Source organism: Mangrovibrevibacter kandeliae (genome assembly GCF_024519155.1).
Taxonomy (GTDB): Bacteria; Pseudomonadota; Alphaproteobacteria; order Rhizobiales; family Rhizobiaceae; genus Mangrovibrevibacter; species Mangrovibrevibacter kandeliae.
In genome coordinates, this window is the sequence record NZ_JANIFJ010000009.1 from 44446 (window position 1) to 62177 (window position 17732).

At 68.8% G+C, this 17732-nt stretch carries 16 protein-coding genes and 1 tRNA gene; 4 read left to right on the forward strand and 13 right to left on the reverse strand.

What is annotated here, in order from left to right:
* The first annotated feature begins 28 nt into the window (after window positions 1-28).
* A complete protein-coding gene (locus NPA30_RS18155; RefSeq protein WP_256804213.1) occupies window positions 29-1030 on the forward strand; it encodes a type II secretion system F family protein in 1002 nt (333 codons plus the stop codon).
* Between the two features lie 9 nt (window positions 1031-1039).
* A complete protein-coding gene (locus NPA30_RS18160) occupies window positions 1040-2020 on the forward strand; it encodes a type II secretion system F family protein (protein WP_256804214.1) in 981 nt (326 codons plus the stop codon).
* A gap of 94 nt (window positions 2021-2114) precedes the next feature.
* Here NPA30_RS18160 and dgcN read toward each other — a convergent pair whose 3' ends face one another.
* From dgcN to NPA30_RS18190, 6 genes are all read right to left on the reverse strand, one after another.
* Entirely contained in the window at window positions 2115-3128 is a 1014-nt protein-coding gene (dgcN, locus tag NPA30_RS18165; protein ID WP_256804215.1) for an N-acetyltransferase DgcN, read from the reverse strand.
* Between the two features lie 143 nt (window positions 3129-3271).
* Window positions 3272-4285, reverse strand: coding sequence for a LacI family DNA-binding transcriptional regulator (locus NPA30_RS18170; protein ID WP_256804216.1), 1014 nt, complete (start codon window positions 4283-4285; stop codon window positions 3272-3274).
* Window positions 4285-5133 (reverse strand): ABC transporter permease, encoded by an 849-nt coding sequence (locus NPA30_RS18175; RefSeq protein WP_256804217.1) that lies wholly within the window; start codon window positions 5131-5133, stop codon window positions 4285-4287. Before NPA30_RS18175 ends, NPA30_RS18170 begins: the two co-directional genes overlap by 1 nt.
* On the reverse strand, window positions 5130-5954 hold the full coding sequence (locus NPA30_RS18180) for an ABC transporter permease (protein WP_256804219.1): 825 nt from the start codon (window positions 5952-5954) through the stop codon (window positions 5130-5132). Before NPA30_RS18180 ends, NPA30_RS18175 begins: the two co-directional genes overlap by 4 nt.
* A 61-nt stretch (window positions 5955-6015) precedes the next feature.
* Window positions 6016-7146 carry an ABC transporter substrate-binding protein gene (locus NPA30_RS18185; RefSeq protein WP_256804220.1) on the reverse strand — a complete coding sequence of 377 codons (1131 nt, stop codon included), beginning with the start codon at window positions 7144-7146 and terminating at the stop codon, window positions 6016-6018.
* Window positions 7147-7207: 61 nt separating this feature from the next.
* Complete coding sequence (locus tag NPA30_RS18190) at window positions 7208-8314, reverse strand: ABC transporter ATP-binding protein (RefSeq protein ID WP_256804221.1); 1107 nt, start codon at window positions 8312-8314, stop codon at window positions 7208-7210.
* Window positions 8315-8511: 197 nt separating this feature from the next.
* Between NPA30_RS18190 and NPA30_RS18195 the strand changes: the two genes are divergently transcribed.
* Together NPA30_RS18195 and NPA30_RS18200 are read left to right on the forward strand one after the other, a co-directional pair.
* Window positions 8512-9498, forward strand: coding sequence for a threo-3-hydroxy-L-aspartate ammonia-lyase (locus NPA30_RS18195; protein ID WP_256804222.1), 987 nt, complete (start codon window positions 8512-8514; stop codon window positions 9496-9498).
* Between the two features lie 65 nt (window positions 9499-9563).
* Window positions 9564-10562 carry a bile acid:sodium symporter family protein gene (locus NPA30_RS18200; protein ID WP_256804224.1) on the forward strand — a complete coding sequence of 333 codons (999 nt, stop codon included), beginning with the start codon at window positions 9564-9566 and terminating at the stop codon, window positions 10560-10562.
* Window positions 10563-10943: 381 nt separating this feature from the next.
* Here NPA30_RS18200 and NPA30_RS18205 read toward each other — a convergent pair.
* The 7 genes from NPA30_RS18205 to dnaG all read right to left on the reverse strand — a co-directional run bounded on the left by NPA30_RS18205 (window position 10944) and on the right by dnaG (window position 17633).
* Window positions 10944-11019, reverse strand: a tRNA-Ile gene (locus NPA30_RS18205).
* 163 nt (window positions 11020-11182) lie between these two features.
* Window positions 11183-11740 (reverse strand): hypothetical protein, encoded by a 558-nt coding sequence (locus NPA30_RS18210; protein ID WP_256804225.1) that lies wholly within the window; start codon window positions 11738-11740, stop codon window positions 11183-11185.
* Between the two features lie 101 nt (window positions 11741-11841).
* Entirely contained in the window at window positions 11842-12201 is a 360-nt protein-coding gene (locus NPA30_RS18215) for a nuclear transport factor 2 family protein (protein WP_256804226.1), read from the reverse strand.
* 40 nt (window positions 12202-12241) lie between these two features.
* Window positions 12242-12538: an HlyU family transcriptional regulator gene (locus NPA30_RS18220; RefSeq protein WP_256804227.1), complete on the reverse strand. Its 297-nt coding sequence runs from the start codon at window positions 12536-12538 to the stop codon at window positions 12242-12244.
* 39 nt (window positions 12539-12577) lie between these two features.
* Window positions 12578-13186, reverse strand: a complete 609-nt coding sequence (locus tag NPA30_RS18225) for a Uma2 family endonuclease (RefSeq protein WP_256804228.1) — start codon at window positions 13184-13186, stop codon at window positions 12578-12580.
* Between the two features lie 182 nt (window positions 13187-13368).
* Window positions 13369-15369 carry an RNA polymerase sigma factor RpoD gene (gene rpoD, locus NPA30_RS18230; RefSeq protein ID WP_256804229.1) on the reverse strand — a complete coding sequence of 667 codons (2001 nt, stop codon included), beginning with the start codon at window positions 15367-15369 and terminating at the stop codon, window positions 13369-13371.
* A gap of 317 nt (window positions 15370-15686) precedes the next feature.
* Window positions 15687-17633, reverse strand: a complete 1947-nt coding sequence (gene dnaG / locus NPA30_RS18235; protein ID WP_256804230.1) for a DNA primase — start codon at window positions 17631-17633, stop codon at window positions 15687-15689.
* Between the last annotated feature and the right edge of the window lie 99 nt (window positions 17634-17732).

Sequence of the window (17732 nt, forward strand, 5' to 3'; positions counted from 1 at the left end):
CGGCACCGGACGCGGGAGAGCCGCTGACATGGCCCTGAACCCAACGCTCCTCCTCTCGGTCCTGATCGGCATCGGCGTGCTCTGCACCTTCGGTGTCGTGGCGCCCCCGCTCTTCGCGCGGCCGAAGGCCTTCGACAGCCGGTTCTCGGCGATCGCTCAGGCCGGCACGCTCGGCGGCGCCGCTGCCGCACCCGCCCGCGCCGGCGAGAAGACCCGCAAGCGGACCATCCAGGAGACGCTGAAGGAGCTCGACGAGAAGCAGAAGTCGAAGGCGCGCCAGCGCGGCAAGCCGAGCCTGGTGATCCGCCTGCGCCAGGCGCAGCTCGACTGGTCGAAGCAGACCTATGTGGGGATCAGTGCGATGGCTGGCGTGGTCAGCGCCGCGATCGCGGCTGTCGGCGGGCTGCAGGCGCTCGCCTGTCTCGGCTTCGGCATCGCAGGCGGCCTGCTCCTGCCGCATCTCTTCGTCGGCATGCGGCGCGGCCGCCGCTTCAAGCGCTTCACAAAGGAGTTCCCGACGGCGATCGACGTCATCTCCCGCGGCATCAAGTCCGGGCTGCCGCTGGTCGACTGCATCAAGATCGTTGCCAACGAGGCCGCCGAACCGGTGCGCGGCGAGTTCAAGACGATGGTCGAAGACCAGACGCTCGGCATGCCGATGGACGAGGCGGTCGCGCGTCTCGCCGAACGGGTACCGCTGCCGGAAGCGAACTTCTTCGCCATCGTCGTCGGCATCCAGTCGCGCACCGGCGGCTCGCTGTCGGAAGCGCTCGGCAACCTCTCCAAGGTGCTGCGCGAGCGCAAGAAGATGGAGGCCAAGATCAAGGCGATGAGCACCGAGGCGAAGACCTCCGGCGGCATCATCGGCGCCCTGCCGGTGGTGGTCGCCTCGCTCGTCTGGCTGACCAGCCCCGCCTACATCGAGCTCCTCGGCACCGAGACGCTTGGCCACATCGTGCTCGGCTGCTGCGCGGTCTGGATGACGATCGGCATCCTGGTGATGCGCAAGATGATCAATTTCGACTTCTGAGGCCGACCGATGCTCCCGTCCGCTCTCGCCGCCCTCGAACCGCAGCGACTCGTCTCGCTGTTCGCCGCGCTCGCCTGCATCGGCGCCGCGCTGATCGTCGCCTGGCCCTATCTCGGCCGCGACCGCCTCACCGAGCGCATGCGGCAGCTGGACGCGGAGCGCGAGCGCATCCGCGTGCGCGAGCGCGCCGGCCTCGATCGCGCCAAGGAGCAGTTCCTGCTGCGCGAGCCCCCGAAGAAGCTCTATCAGGTGATCGTCGAGCGCTTCAACATGGCCGGCCAGGTGGAGGACACCGAGACGGCGCAACTGCTGCGCCGCGCCGGCTATCGCGGCCGCAGCCCGGTGGTGCGGTATCTTGCGGCACGCGTCATCGTGCCGGGCGTCTTCCTCGTCGCATCGACGATCTACACGGTCGGCATCCTCGGCGGCCAGATCTCGCTGCTGCCCAAGCTGGTCGCCATCCTCGCCGCCACCGCCTTCGGCTACTACCTGCCGGTGATCCTGCTCGCCAACCGCACCAAGAAACGCCAGACCTCGATCCGCCGGGCCTGGCCGGAGGCGCTCGACCTGATGCTGATCTGCGTCGAGTCCGGCATGAGCATCGAGGCCGCCTTCCGCCGCGTCTCGGAGGAGATCGGCGTCCAGTCGCCCGAGCTCGCAGAGGAGCTGGTGCTGACCACCGCCGAGCTCTCCTACCTGCAGGACCGCCGCAAGGCCTTCGAGAACCTGTCGACCCGCACCGGGCTCGACGGGGTGAAGGGCGTCGTCACCAGCCTCATCCAAGCCGAGCGCTACGGCACGCCGATCGGCCAGGCGCTGCGCGTTCTCGCCCAGGAGAATCGCGACCAGCGCATGGCCGAGGCCGAGAAGAAGGCCGCGGCGCTGCCGCCGAAGCTGACGGTGCCGATGATCGTCTTCTTCCTGCCGGTCCTGTTCGCGGTCGTCATCACCCCGGCCGTCATCCAGGTGATGCACTCGCAGCACCATTGATCCGGCGGGATAGCGGTCCTCGAGCGATCAGGCGCTGGAGCGGTTCAGGGTCACGCCGAACCGCGTTCCAGCCTGCCGGCCTCGCCGGGTCGGATCAGGGACGGGCGAAGACCCGCCCGACCTCCTCGACGATCGGCCGCGTGCCGTAGCGGATCGGGTCGCTCGCCGGCAGGCCGTGCTCGGCTGAAGCCGCCTCGAGGCAGGCGCGCGCCTCGTCCTCGCCGAGCTTGGCGGTGTTGATGCAGATTCCGACGCAGCGGATGTCGGGATTGGTCAGCCGGCCGAGCAGGACCGTCGCGTCCATGACCTGACGGATCGTCGGCAGCGGCGTCTCGACGCCGCGCATCTTCGTGCGGGTCGGTTCGTGGCAGACGACGAAGGCGTCCGGCTGCGTGCCGTGCAGGAGACCGAGGGTGACGCCCGCAAAGGACGGGTGGAACAGCGAGCCCTGCCCCTCGACGACATCCCAGTGATCGGCCGCCGCATCCGGCGTCAGCCACTCGGCGGCCCCCGCGATGAAGTCGGCGACGACCGCGTCGAGCGGTACGCCGCGGCCGGAGATCAGGATGCCGGTCTGGCCCGTCGCACGGAAGTCGGCGTCGAAGCCGGCGGCGCGCATGTCGCGCTCGAGGCAGAGGGCGGCATATTTCTTGCCGACCGAGCAGTCGGTGCCGACCGCAAGCAGCCGCTTGCCGGTGCGCTTGACGCCCTTGCCGGTCGGAAAGCTGCGGCCCGGCTCGCGGATGTCGACGAGCTGTCCGCCGGTGCGGTCGGCGGCCGCGGCGACGGCCGGTAGCGAGCGCAGCCGCACGTGCAGGCCGCTCGCGACGTCCATCCCCGCCTCCAGCGCCTCGACGATGGTGGCGATCCAGTGGTCCGGCAGGACGCCGCCGGCATTGACGACGCCGACGACCAGCGTCTTCGCGCCGGCCGCCACTGCCTCGGCGACACCCATCTCCGGCAGGCCGAGATCGGCGCCGCAGCCGGGCAGGCGCAACTGCGCCAGGCACTGCTCGCGCCGCCAGTCGACGACGCCCTGCGCCGTCTTGGCGGCCAGCGCGTCGGGCACGTCGCCGAGGAACATGAGGTAGGGCGTCTTCAGGATCACGAGTGGCACTCCGGCAGATCGACGTGGGGTCTTCCGCAAAACCGTACATGAAACACGGCGGCTGTCGATAAGGGCGCCACGCCGCGACGGGCGGCAGACGCATCCGCCGCACCCCGGCGCTCAGCCGACCTCCTGCCGAGAGATCAGGCGGTCGCCCGCAGTCTCAGGTCCGCGTCGATCCGCAGGGTCAGCGGCGCGGCATGAGGGTCGGCCCGACGCCGGTCGAGCAGTCGGACCGCCTCGGCGGCGACGAACTCCGGCGGCTGCGCGAAGGTGGTGAGGCGATAGGCGTCCCAGGACGCCTCCGGTATATCGTCGAAGCCGATGATCGCGACGTCCTCGGGCACCCGCAGGCCGGCGCCGATGCGCACGGCATCGACCGCGCCGAGCGCCAGGAGATCGTTGACGCAGAACACCGCGTCCGGCCGCGGCCCGGCGAGGAGCTCGGCCATCGCCTGGCGCCCGCCGGCATAGTCGGTGTCGGTGCCGCGCGCGGTGACGACCTCGAGACCGAGGCCGGCCGCCGCCTCGCGGAACGCCGTCTCCCGCTCGACGATGCTCTGCGTGCCGGAGGCCGAACCGAGGAGGCCGAGGCGCTTTGCACCGCGCTGCGCCAGATGGGTGGCGGCGCGCGCGGCGCAGGCGGCGTTGTCGACGAGGATGCCGTCGACCTCCGGATCGGAGCGGCCGATCAAGACCACCGGCTGGCCGTTGCGCCGGGCATCGGCGATCAGCGGCGCCGGCGGCGAGCCGGACATGACGATCGTCGCCTCCGCCCGGTAGCCGAGCAGGATGCGCTGGGCTGCCTCGACCTCGGGCGGCGTGTCGCCGGTGTTGACCAGCACCGGCACCGAGCCGCGTGCGATGAGCGCCTTGGCAAGTGCGGCGACGAGATGCGCCCGGAAGCCGGCCTCGGGCTTGGTGCCGACGAGGCCGACGATGGTCGAGCGTTTGGCGAGCAGGCCGCGCGCGAGGTCGTTGACCTGGTAGCCGAGCTCCTGCGCCGCCTGCAGCACCCGGTCGCGGGTCTCCTTGCCGATGCTGGCGCCGGGGGTGAAGGCGCGCGACACGGCCGAGCGCGAGACTCCGGCGCGCCTGGCCACCTGCTGGGCACTCACGTAGCCACCGGTCCGGGCCCTGTCGCTGTCGTCGCTCATCACCGTCCCACCCGCGCCAGGACGTCGGCGCGCAGGAAGCGCTCGACACACAACATGAACAGGATCGACGGGATCATCAGCAGCAGCGCCGTGATCGAGGCGATCTGGTAGTTGCCGCCGGCACCCGCCGTGTAGAGGAGCAGCGGCAGCGTCATGACATCGGGCGCGCCGACGAAGTAGCTGCCGGTGAATTCGTCCAGCGATTCCAGGAAGACGAAGATGCCGGCCGCCGCCAGGCCCGGCAGCGCGAGCGGCAGCGTCACGTCGACGAAGGCCCGCAGCGCCGAGGCGCCGACCGTGCGCGCCGCCTGCTCGAGTTCCGGATCGACGGCCGCGAAGGCGGCCGTGGCGATCCAGACGGCATAGACCGAGCTGTGGGTCACGTGGACGAGCACAACGCCGGTCATCGTCCCGTTCAGGCCGATCTCGTAGAACACCCGGGCGATGTTCACGTAGACCGGCAGGTTCGGAAACGCCTGCGGGATCAGGAACACGACGAGGACCAGCCCGCGGAGCGGCAGGCGCAGCCGGGCGAGCGCGTAGCCGGCCGGGACCGCCAGCGCCAGCGCCGCGATCACGGTCAGGACGGCGATCGTCACGCTGTTGCCGAGCGAGACGAGCGCCCCGCCGCGCGGCGCAAAGACCCGGCCCCAGAACTCGAACCCGTACTGGAGCGGCAAGACGTGCGGGACATACCACTTCTCGGCGAAGGCCCAGAGCACGAGGTTCGCGAGCGGCCCGAAGATGACGAAGGCCAGCAGCGCGAGGCCGAACGTGCGCGGCACCCAGCGCAGTGCATCCGCGACCTGTCCTGCGCCACGCGCGCCTCTGGCGGAAAGGCCGGTCACCGCGCCCGCTCCCGCGCCGCGTGACGCAGATAGATCGCCGCCGCTCCGGCGGTCATCAGGAGGCTGATCAGCCCGAGGGCATTGGCGACGCCGTAGTCGCCATAGGCATTGATGCGGAAGGCGATGTCGGCCGTCAGCATGGTCGGGGATTGGGCGTTGATCATCAGCGGCACCGACAGCACCGACATCATCGTGACGAAGGACAGGATCAGCCCCACTGCGAGCGTCGTATAGACCTGAGGCAGCAGGATCTCGAGCAGGATGCGCAGCCGCGAGGCGCCGAGATTGCGCGCCGCCTCCAGCGTGCCCCTGTCCACCGAGGCCATCGCTCCGGCGACGAGGAGGGCGACGAAGGGCGTCTGCTTCCACACGAAGGCGATGACGATGCCGCGCCAGTCGAGGAAGCTCGTCGTCTGCAGCGGGGTCAGGAGCCCGCCGGCGATCAGGATGTTGTTCATGAGCCCGTTCCTGGCGAGGAAGGTCCTCAGGATCTGTCCGACCACGATGAAGGGGATGAACAGAGGCCAGCGATAGAGCCAACGCAGCACGGCGACGGCGAGCGGATTTTCGCCCAAGGTGAGGTAACCGCCGATCGACACCGCCAGGGCTCCGATGACCCCGGTCGACAGCCCGGCGATGCACAGGGTGAACAGGATGTCGGAGCTGTAGAGCTCGAACGACTTGCCGAAATTGGACAGAGTGAAGTCGCCGTCGAGCGAAAAGGCGCCGGTGACCGAGGCGCCGAGCGGCGCGACGAAGAACAGGAGGATGGTGAGGAGCGCCGGCAGGACGAGCGCGAGGGCGAGGAGACGTTGGGACATCGGCGGGCGCACGGGTCCCTCGCCTCCGGCCACAGGGGCCGGAGGCGCGGGATCGGCTCGGTCAGTTGGCGACCTGTCGCTCATAGGCTTCCAGAATCGCGTTGTTGTAGGGCGCGATCGGGAACGGCTTGCCGTTCCTGGCGAGATCCTCGGGCGTGACGTCGATGAACAGCTTGTTCCAGGTCTTCTCGTCGAGCTCGGCCTTCACCTTGTCGGCGTCGATGCCGGGGTACCAGTTGAAGCGCTTGACGATCCCCTCCGCCTGCACCTTCGGGCTGGTGGCGAGCGCCACGAACTTTTCCGCGAGGTCCGGATGGGCGGCCTTGGCCGGGATCACGTAGTGCATCGGCTGGCCCGGCATCCCCGGCGCGGGCAGCACGAGCTTGAAGCCCGGCGGCAGCTTTCCGTCGGCCTGCCAGGAATAGAACATGTCGACCCAGACGGGACCCATCGCGATCTCGCCGCGCGACAGCATGTCGAGCGTGCCGGCATTGCCCGGCGTCAGGGTGGCCGAGGTGTTGAAGTCCTTGAGCGAGGCGAGCGCCTTGTCCCACTTCCTGGTTTCGCTCTCCTCGAATGGGCCGTTCATCAGCGTCTTGGCGTCGCCCTCGCCGAAGGCATAGATCCAGCCCATCACGAAGCTGACGCCCGAGGCGCCGCCCTTGATGCCGTTGTAGCCGAACTGCCCCGGATGCTCCTTCGCCCAGTCCGCGATCTCGGCATAGGTCTTCGGCGGATTCGGCACGAGGTCGGGGTTGTAGGCGATCGCGGTCTGGCTCGAGAACATCGGCATGACGTAGCCGTCGACGTCGGTGCCGAGCGCCATCCTGGCCTTGTCGCTGGTGACGAGGTCGCCGGTCGGAATGTCCCTGCGGTAGTCCTTGAGGAGGCTCTCCTTCAGCATCGGACCGACGAACTTCTCGTGCACGACCGCGACGTCGGTGTCGAAGCTGTCGTTGCCCTTCTGCGCCTCGAAGCGCTCGAGGATCTTCTGCGACCCCGCATCGCCGGGACCGGTGCCGACGGCGCGCACCGTGTCGCCCGGGTTTTCCTTTTCGAACATCGGCCCGAGATACTGGTTGACGTAGTCCACCATGTTCTGGTCGCCGGCGGTGATGACCGTGAGTTCGGCGGCGGGAGCCGGGAGCGACATCGCTCCGAGCATCAGGACGGCCTTCAGTGCAATCTTCATCGACATGCTCCGGATTGTCTGGATTGGAACGCGGACGCTTGTTCCCGGCTGATCCCGCTGGTCACGGCGAGCTGGGAGGAGGAGATGCGGTCGGCGCCGCATCGAACAGGAAGAGCGCGCTCGACGGCACGCGAACGGTGACCGGGGTTCCGGGCGGGTGCGCGACCGCAGCGTCGACGTGAATGTCGCGGTCGCCGATGACGACCAGATGACGCCACAGGCCGCCGGGATAGCTCACCGTCCGCACCACCCCGACGAGGTCGAGCGCGCCATCGACGGGCGCGGCATCGGCCGGCAGCAGCACCGCCGCCTCGCTGCGGAAGCGAGCCTCGAAGCGCCCCGATGTCAGGTTGCGGCCGTGAACCGGCACCGCGGCCGGGGCATTGGCCGCGCCGGCGGCGAGGTGGACGTCCTGACCGGTCACGGTACCGCGCAGCTCGAGGACGTTCTCGGCCCCCATGAAGGCCGCCACGAAGGCCGAGGCCGGATGATTGTAGACACGGTCGGGCGTGCCCGCCTGCGCGATCCGCCCCCGGTCGATGAGGACGATGCGGTCGGCCATCACCATCGCCTCCTCGCGGTCATGGGTGACGTGGACGGCGGTGATGCCGAGCCGTGACTGGAGCGCGCGGATCTCGTGCCGCAAGGTGAGCCGCACGCGCGCGTCGAGATTGGACAGCGGCTCGTCGAGAAGCAGGACCTGCGGCTCGATCGCCAGCGCCCGGCCGAGCGCGACGCGCTGGCGCTGGCCGCCGGACAGTTGCGCCGGCTTGCGCTCCTGCAGCCCTTCGAGCCCGAGCAGCGCCTGCATCTCGGCGACTCTCCGCGCGATCTCCGGCTTCGCCACGCGCCGCAGCTTCAATCCATAGCCGATGGTCTGCGCCACCGTCATGTGCGGCCAGAGCGCGTAGGACTGGAACACCAGGGCCATGCCGCGCCGGTCGGGCGGGCGGCGCGTGATGTCCGAGCCGGCCAGCACCACCTCGCCCTCGCTGGGATCCGCGAAGCCGGCGATCGTGCGCAGCAGGGTGGTCTTGCCGCAGCCCGACGCGCCGAGCAGCGCGACGAACTCGCCCTCGCACACCTCGAGGCTCAGCGCGTCGAGCACCCGGTTCCCGCCGTAGCCGACGGTCAGGTCGCGAATCTGAAGAAAGGCAGGGTCGCTCATGCTGGTGATTGCACAGCTGTGCAGTTTGCTCCGGTGCCTGTGGGCGGCGGTGCTTCTCTAGCGGCGCTGTTCAACGATCGTATGACAGAATGGGGAGCGGCCACGGTTGTCGCGCGCTTCCAGTCGGCGTAAGGGCTGAACGGTATACACTGCCGGTCCAGCCGCCTCGCGGCCCGCCGCACCCGATGGACGCTGCCATGACATCGATCCAGCCTTCGCCAGCCGTTTCGCTCCCCGAGTTTGCAGACGTCGCGGCCGCTCGCGCGCGCCTCGAGGGCGTAGCGCATCGAACGCCCGTCCTGTCCTCGCGGCTCGTGAACGAGCGCGTGGGCGGCACGCTGTTCTTCAAGTGCGAGAACCTGCAGCGTGCCGGAGCCTTCAAGTTTCGCGGTGCATACAATGCGATCGCCTCACTCGACCCTGCCACGCGCAGGCGCGGCGTCCTCGCCTTCTCGTCCGGCAACCATGCGCAGGCGATCGCGCTCGCTGCGCGTATACTGGAAACGCCGGCGACCATCCTGATGCCGCTGGACGCTCCGGCCGTGAAGCTCACCGCCACGCGCGACTACGGCGCCGAGGTCGTCACCTTCGACCGCTACAGCGAGGACCGCGAGGCGCTGTCGGCGCGCCTCGCCAGCGAACGCGGGCTGACGCTGATCCCGCCCTTCGACCATCCTGACGTGATCGCCGGCCAGGGCACCGCCGCGGCCGAGCTCTTCGAGGAGGTCGGCGCGCTGGATCTGCTGCTCGTCTGTGTCGGCGGCGGCGGGCTTTTGGCCGGCAGCGCACTCAGCGCAGCCGAACTCTCGCCGGGCTGCCGGGTCATCGGCGTCGAGCCGGAAGCCGGCGACGACGGGCGCCAGTCCTTCCAGAAGGGCGAGATCGTCACCATTCCCGTCCCGCGCTCGATCGCGGACGGGGCGCTGACGACCCATCTCGGCAAGCTCACCTTCGCGCTGATCCAGCGGCTCGTCTCCGACATCGTCGCCGTGCCCGATTCCGCCCTCGTCGAGACCATGCGGGTCTTTGCCGAGCGGATGAAGCTCGTCGTCGAGCCGACCGGATGCCTCGCCGCGAGCGCTGCGCTCTCCGGCGCCGTCGACTGCCGCGGCAAGCGCGTCGGCATCATCGTCAGCGGCGGCAACGTCGACGTCGCGAGCTACGCCCGCCTGCTCGCCGGCTGACGCGGCTCTTCTCGAACCGGCGCCGGCGCGGCGCCGCAATCGCTTTTGTGTACATGAGGACCCCGATGCGCCTGCCCAAGCTGGACCCGTTCGTGCTCGCTCTCGCGGCGGCCGTGCTGCTGGCCCTCGCCTGGCCCGCGCCGGGCGAGACCGGCGGCCTGCTGCACTGGGAGTGGATCACCACCTACGGGGTCTGCGGCGTCTTCTTCCTCTACGGGCTGACGCTGGCGCCCGAGCGCATGCGGGCCGGCCTGTGGCGATGGAAGGCGCATCTGGCCATCGTCGTCACGACCTTCGCGGTCTTTCCGCTGGTGGTGCTGGCGATCGAAGCGGTCCTGCCGGAGGCGCTGCCGGATGCGGCCATCATCGGCTTCTTCTACGTCGCCGCCCTGCCGTCGACCGTCTCCTCCTCCGTCGCCATGGTGTCGCTCGCCCGCGGCAACATTCCCGTCGCGATCTTCAACGCCACGCTGTCGAGCCTGCTCGGCGTCTTCCTCACCCCGCTGCTGATGGCCTGGTATCTCCAGTCGAGCGGAGCGCCCTTCCCGCTCCTGCCGACCATCACCAAGGTCGTCCTCCTGGTGCTGGTGCCGATCCTTCTCGGCCAGATCGGCCGGCGCTGGCTCGCCGGCTGGGCGCAGCGCAACGGCCGCTGGATCAAGCTCGCCGACCGGGCGATCATCCTCGCCATCGTCTACGGCGCCTTCTGCGATTCCGTGGCTGAAGGCGTGTGGACGCAGAACGATCCCGTCGTGGTGGTCGAGATCGCGGTCGGCGTGATCCTGCTCTTCTTCGTCGTCTATGCCCTCGTGACGGTCGGCACGCGGCTGTTCGGACTGCCGCGTGAAGACCGGATCGCGGTGCAGTTCTGCGGCTCCAAGAAGTCGCTGGCGACGGGCGTGCCGCTGGCGCCGGTGATCTTCGCCGGCCGGCCGGATGTCGGCCTGATCATCCTGCCGATCATGCTGTTCCACTTCTTCCAGCTCTTGATCGTCTCGTTCATCGCCGCCCGCTACGCGCGGGAGGCGGACGACGTCGCCGCGGCGCGGCCGTCGGAGGCCTGAGGCGGCGATTCGGCCGACACTGTCGACCGTATCGCGAGCAGCGACGGTCGGACCGCTGCCGCGTCGTCTGTCGTCGACCGCGGCGCGTTTGCTTCCGGTTCACCCTCGTGCCTGCATGAACCAGACTTTGGCGCGCACAGCGCTCTCGCTGGGCCGCCTTCGCCTGTCGATCTCACGCGTCCGCAGACCCTTCCAGGGGGTGGGGCGGCGGCGGGGCTCAAGCCCGGTGATCGAACCCGCCCCGGTCGATCGCCTCGGGAGGCTGATGACCCGCCTGCGGCCGACATCGCGCGCGACACCGGGGCATCGACAACGGCGCGCAGTGCGGGATGCCTTGGGCGCGCCCGGCGGTGGTCGCGCTCGTGCAAGAGCGGGCAAAGCTGGTGGGCCCGGCAGGACTCGAACCTGCAACCAAGCGGTTATGAGCCGCCGGCTCTAACCATTGAGCTACAGGCCCCACTCTTCCCGCGTAGCCGAATTGCGACAGGGCCTCAAGGGCGGACGGCGGGCGCGGCGCCGGGGCTCGCCACACGATGTGGACCGTCGCCCCGGAGCAGGCGATCGGGAGCGGTCGATACCCCGCCCGCTCCCGGAGGTCATCGCCGCTTCGGCTCGATCCGCTATCGACGCTCGCGCACGCTGATCACCGGGCAGCCCCCGCGCTGGGCGAAGCGGATCTCGGCGTAACGGCCCCGGCGCACGCCCCCGACGGTCACGCTGCGCCGATCCTGATCGACGAGGCGCTGGCGGTGCATTCCCATGTAGTCGGCCTTGCGCAGCGCCTCGCGGGGCGAGCAGCTCATCCGGTCGAGATACCGATCGTAGCGACGATCCCAGCGATCGTCGCGTCGCTCGTGACGATCGTCGCGTCTGCCGTCGCGTCGGTCGGCCCTGTCGTCGCGATGGTCGTCGCGGTCATCGTGCCGGTCGGCACGGTCGTCCCGACGATCGTTCCGATCGTCGTGGCGGCCCGAACGGTCGTCGTGCCGATTGTCCCGTGAGTCGCGACGGTCGTCCGGCTGGTCCGCCGGCGCCGCAGCGGGCGGCCGGATCACCGGGGCGTTGTTGGAGAGAGGCTTGGGCGAGCCTTCCGCAAGAGCGTCGGTCGCCAGCTGGGCCGAGCCGACCATCAGAAGCAGCATCGCGGTCGTCAGCCTGGTCATCGTCCTGCGCATCATGGCCTTCCTCCCCTGTCCGCGCCCCTCGGGCGACGTGATGTGCCGTGTTCTAGCGCGAGGCGATTGAACGGGAACGGAAGGCGCCGTTCATGGTGAATTCATCAGCCCGCCGGTCGCTCGTAGGCGGTGATGCGGCTGATCCAACCGTCGTCGATGTCGAAGAACAAGGCCGCCGCACGGCGGGTGCGCGCACCGTCCGGCGCTGCATCGAGGCGCAGCGTGCATTCAAGCGCGGCCCGCGGCGCATCCTCGGTGCGGAACACGGCGAGATCCTCGAGGGTGCGGCGCCCTTTGCGCGCCTGCAGCGCAAGATGCTCATGCACCGCCTGCCGGCCGATCAGGCGCTCCCCGCCTGCCGGGTCGTAGGCGACGTCCTCGGCAAGCAAGCCGGCGAGACCGCTCCAGTCGCTCGCATTGAAGGCCTCGACGAAGCGTCGGACGGCAAATTCGATATCACTCAACGGTTTCTCCCTGCCCGTCGCTGTCACCCGAAGCCGCGGCTCAGGATGCCAGCAGCGCGTCGCCCTGTTCGTCGATCACCTGCCGCGCCTTGCGCAGCGCGTACTGCACGGCCTCGTCCTCGGTCGGAAACATGTCGGCCCGCACCAGGCGGTGACTGCGCACTTCACCGTCGACCGCCTTGGTGATCTCGGCCGCCAGCCGATACTGGCTGCCGTCCTTGATCGGCGTCGGCGTGATGGTGAAGCCCTCGTAGACTTCGCCCGCCGCGGCGCGGGCTTCGGGAGCGGTCTGGCGATCGCGATCACCACCGCCGAAGAGCTTTTTCAGGAAGGACATGGGCGCTCGTCAGGTTGTTGGACGCCGGAAGATGGGGCGTCAATCGAACTCGGCGAGCCGCAGTTCGAAGTCCTGCGCCGCCATCGGCTGCACCAGAACCTCCGCGCCATGGTCGGCAACGAGGCGATAACCGGTCGGCGTCGGTTCGCGGTGGATGCGCACGGACATCGCGTTGACGTCGATCACCCAGAGCTCGCGCACGCCAAAGACGGAGAAGAGGCTCGCCTTGCGGCCTTGGTCGTAGGCAAGGCTGGTGTCGGAGATCTCGATCGCGAGGAGGCAGGTTTCGCCGTCGAGTCGCTCGAGCCCGAGGGCTTTCTCGTAAAGCACGAAATCCGGCTCGAGAAAGGTGTCGACCGACAGGGTGAACGTGGTTTCCGGTGTGAAGGCGATGGTCGCCGGCAGCTTGGTCGCCAGTTGCATCATAACCCAGGTCTTCATCCGCTCGTGCCGGATGCCTTTGGACGCCATCGGTACGAGCTCTCCGCCGATCAATTCGACGCGCTCGTCCTCGTCCATGATCCCAGCTTCGACCATCGCCCGAATTTCAGCAACGCTGAAGGGCCGACGGCGCAGGCCTTCGGCCGCCTGGGTCGTCTTCGGCTGCGGCGGTGCCTTGTCCAGGGTCATGCGGAACGGAGCGTTCATGCGCTCAGCCTAGCACCAGGATGCCGCTCCCCTCCAGCCCGCCGGTGTTCAAGTCGCAGGCCATGCCGTGACCCCGTCGCCTCTCGACCCTCCCAATGCGGAACCGCGCAGGCTTCCGGCTCCGGAAGTCCGCTGCAGGACGATGCCGTGCCTCATCGGCTTCGGCATCGTCGTGCGGAGGGTCAGCTGTCGAGGAAGCTCCGCAGCTTGCGCGAGCGGCTCGGATGCTTGAGCTTCCTCAGCGCCTTCGCCTCGATCTGGCGGATACGCTCGCGCGTCACCGAGAACTGCTGGCCGACCTCCTCGAGCGTGTGATCGGTGTTCATGCCGATGCCGAAGCGCATGCGCAGCACGCGCTCCTCGCGCGGCGTCAGCGAGGCCAGCACCCGCGTCGTCGTCTCGCGCAGGTTCGCCTGGATCGCCGCATCGATCGGCAGGACCGCGTTCTTGTCCTCGATGAAGTCGCCGAGATGGCTGTCCTCCTCGTCGCCGACCGGCGTCTCGAGAGAGATCGGCTCCTTGGCGATCTTGAGGACCTTGCGGACCTTTTCAAGCGGCATCGCCAGCTTCTCGGCCAGCTCTTCGGGGGTCGGCTCGCGGCCGATCTCGTGCAGCATCTGGCGCGAGGTCCGCACGATCTTGTTGATCGTCTCGATCATGTGCACCGGGATGCGGATCGTGCGGGCCTGGTCGGCGATCGAGCGGGTGATCGCCTGCCGGATCCACCAGGTGGCGTAGGTCGAGAACTTGTAGCCGCGGCGGTACTCGAACTTGTCCACCGCCTTCATCAGGCCGATGTTGCCCTCCTGGATGAGGTCCAGGAACTGCAGCCCGCGATTGGTGTACTTCTTGGCGATGGAGATCACGAGGCGCAGGTTCGCCTCCACCATCTCCTTCTTGGCGATCCGCGCCTCGCGTTCGCCCTTCTGCACCATCGAGACGATGCGCCGGAATTCGGTGATCTCCAGGCCCGTCTCGGTAGCGAGACTCTGGATCTCGCCGCGCAGGTTCTTGATGCCGTCCTTCTCGCTCTGGACGAACTTCAGCCAGCCCTTGCCCGAAAGGTTGGCGATGTGCCGGGTCCAGTTCGGGTCGAGCTCGGAGCCCTGGTAGCTCTTGAGGAACTCCTCGCGCTTGACGCCATAGCTCTCGGCGAGACGCAGGAGCTTGCCCTCGTTGGTCACCAGCCGCTTGTTGATGTCGTAGAGCTGGGCCACCAGCGCGTCGATGCGGTTCTGGTTGAGCGACAGGCTCTTCACCGCGGTGATGAGGTCGTCCTTCAGCTTGCGGTAGGAGCGCTCCTGGCTCGGCGACAGGGTGCCTTGTGCCGCGAGGCGGTTCTCCACCTGCTGATCCTGCAGCTTGCGCAGCCGCTTGTAGGCGTCGGCGATGAGGTCGAAGGTGGCCATCACCTGCGGACGGATCTCGGCCTCCATCGCCGCCAGCGACAGCGCGTTCTCGAAATCGTCCTCGTCGTCCTCTTCCTCGGCCGGAAGTTCGCCGTTCTCCCGCGCCGGCGCGGCACCATTGGCCGGAGCGGCCGCCGCTTCCGGCTGGGCTTCACCCCCCTCGGCGGCCGGCGGCGCCTTCGCCTCCGGACCGGCATAGGTCGCCTCGAGGTCGACGACCTCGCGCAGCATGATGTTGCCTTCGTTGAGCTCGTCGCGCCAGATGATGATCGCCTGGAAGGTCAGCGGGCTCTCGCACAGCCCCGCGATCATCGTCTCGCGGCCAGCCTCGATCCGCTTGGCGATCGCGATCTCGCCCTCGCGGGAGAGAAGCTCGACCGAGCCCATCTCGCGCAGATACATGCGCACCGGATCGTCGGTGCGGTCGGTCGCTTCCTTCTTGGTCGTCGTCTGGACCGCGGTCCCGCCGATCTCCGCGACGTCGGTCGAGGACGACTCCTCCGAGTCGTCCGACTGGGAGTCGTCCTCTTCGCCCTCCTCGACGACGTTGATGCCCATGTCGTTGAGCATGGCCATCGTGTCTTCGATCTGCTCGGAGGTCAGCTCGTCGGCCGTCAGCACCGAGTTCAGCGTGTCCATCGTCACGAAGCCGCGCTTCTTGGCGGCCTTGATCATCTTCTTGACGGCATCGTCGGACAGGTCGAGCAGAGGGCTGTCGGGCGTCTCCGGACGCTCCTCGACAGCCGCTTCGCTTTCGTTGGCCTTTGTCGCCATACTGTGTCTTCTCCAGTTCACGCCGGGTGCCGGTCGTTGCGACCGACGATCGTCCGGCGCGAATCGCCACCTGCCGGACATACCCCGAGACCTGTAAACGTCCGCTTAACCATAATAGGGTCGGTTCAGCCGAACGGGTTTATCGCGACCGCGCTCGTCGAGGATCGAAGGCAACGCCATTCTGGACCCGCGAGACTCTCGGTTTGTGGTGTTTGGTATATCCGAACGGCGAGTCAAGCCCTCATCGGCGGAAATAGTATACATCCGGAAGCCTACCCGAGGCTTGCTCAGTGCTCAGTTGAGCCGGCCACGGGCGCTCAAATCGACTTTGCCGGCCGACCCGAGAGAACTCCGAAACCGTCCACCAGAGCTTCCATGCCGCTCAGACTTTCGATCTCGCGTTTGACCTCGATCATGTGGGCATAGACGGCTTCGGTCGGATCCTGTCCCAGCGCCTCTTCCGCCATTCGGAGTTCCCTATGTAGGGCGAGGAAGCGGTGATGCAAGTGAAGCGCCTGACGCACGGCCTCGCGGGCGTCCTCGGGCGCGGCCTCCGGCAGGAACGGCCAGAGCCGAACCAGGCGGACCTTGGCTTCCATTTTCTCGAAGATGGTGCCGCCGCCGCGCCGTTCAAGCGTCTCGAGCAGTTCGTCGCGGTCGGCCGGATGGCTGTCGGCGTAGATGTCCAACACCAGCGAGCGCAGCTGGTCGAGCTCGCCGTGCGGGAGCTCGACGTCGGCGAAGTAATCGAAGGCTTCGTCGAACAGCGTCGGATGGTTGATGAAGCCGATCACGATGGCGGTCTCGCGCAGCGAGGGCGCACCCGCTCCGCCCCGCTGCATCAACGGCGAGCGGACAAGCCGGTCGGAGGCCATCGCACGCCGTCCCGCTGCGCCGCCGCGTGGCCGCCCTCCCCCGTTGAAGCGGCCGCGCTCACCGCGCTCTCCGCCATCGCCACGCCGGCGCGGCTCGGACGGTCCGGTGCCGAAGAAGCCGCGCAGTCGCTCCTCGACATCCTGCAGGTAGTGGCGGCGCACGCTCTCGTCGCCCACCTGCCGCACCAGATCCTTGAGGCGGCGTTCGAGGTCGGCGCGACGCTCCGGCGTGTCGAAGACGCCGCTCGCCGTCTCGCGCATCCACAGGAGGTCGGCGAGCGGTCGCGCCGCCTGCAGGACCGCCGCGAAGGCGTCGGGCCCTCCGGCGCGCACGAGATCGTCCGGATCCTGCCCGCCCGGCAGCAGCGCAAAGCGCAGCGAGCGGCCGGGGGCGAGCTTCCGCAGAGCGATCTCGGCGGCGCGATAGGCCGCCTTCGTGCCGGCGGCATCGCCGTCGAAGCAGAGCACCGGCTCCCCGGTGCTGCGCCAGAGAAGCTCGAGCTGGCGCTCCGTCAGCGCGGTGCCGAGCGGGGCGACGGCATGGCCGAAGCCCGCCTGCGCCAGCGCGATGACGTCCATGTAGCCCTCGACGACGAGCAGCGTGCCGGCCGCCTTCGCGGCGCGGCGCGCGTTGGCGAGGTTGAAGAGGGTGGAGCCCTTGCTGAAGACCTCCGTCTCCGGCGAGTTCAGGTATTTCGCCGGCACGCCCGGCTGCAGCGCGCGGCCGCCGAAGGCGATCGCCTTGTCGTGAAGGTCGCGGATCGGGAACATCACCCGGTCGCGGAAGCGGTCGTAGGACACCGGAATGTCCGGCCCGTGCACGACGAGGCCGGCCGCCTCCATCTCGGCCTTGCCGACGCCCCTTCCGGCGAGAAACTCCTTCAGCCGGTTGCGGCTGTCGGGCGCAAATCCCATCCCGAACGCCTTCTGGGTCGCCGGGTTGAGACCACGGTCGCGCAGATAGGCGCGCGCCTTCGAGCCGTCCGCTTCCTGCAGCTGCGCCTGGAAGAACTCGGCGGCGAGCCGCAGCGCGTCCATCACCGTGGCACGCTGCTTCTCGCGCCGCTCCGCATCCGGGTCGCGCGCCGGCATCGCCAGCCCCGCGTCCGCTGCGAGCCGTTCCACCGCCTCGGGAAAGGACAGGCCCTCCGCCTCGGTGAGGAAACGGAAGTGGTCGCCCGAGACGCCGCAGCCGAAACAGTGGTAGCGGCCCTTGGCGTCCTCGCAGTGGAAGGAGGGCGACTTTTCCGAATGGAAGGGGCAGCAGGCCCAGAAGTCGCCGCGCGCGGGCTGCGACTTGCGCCGGTCGAAGGTCACGCGCCGGCCGATCACCTCGGAGATCGGAACCCGCTGGCGGATGTCGTCGAGAAAGGTCGGCGGGAACTTCATCGGGCCTCTCTAGCACGGCGCGCAAGCCGGCGATCCGAAAAGCGGTTTTCCACAGTGCCGCACAGCCACCGCGTCACGGCCCGGAGCGCCGCGACCCTG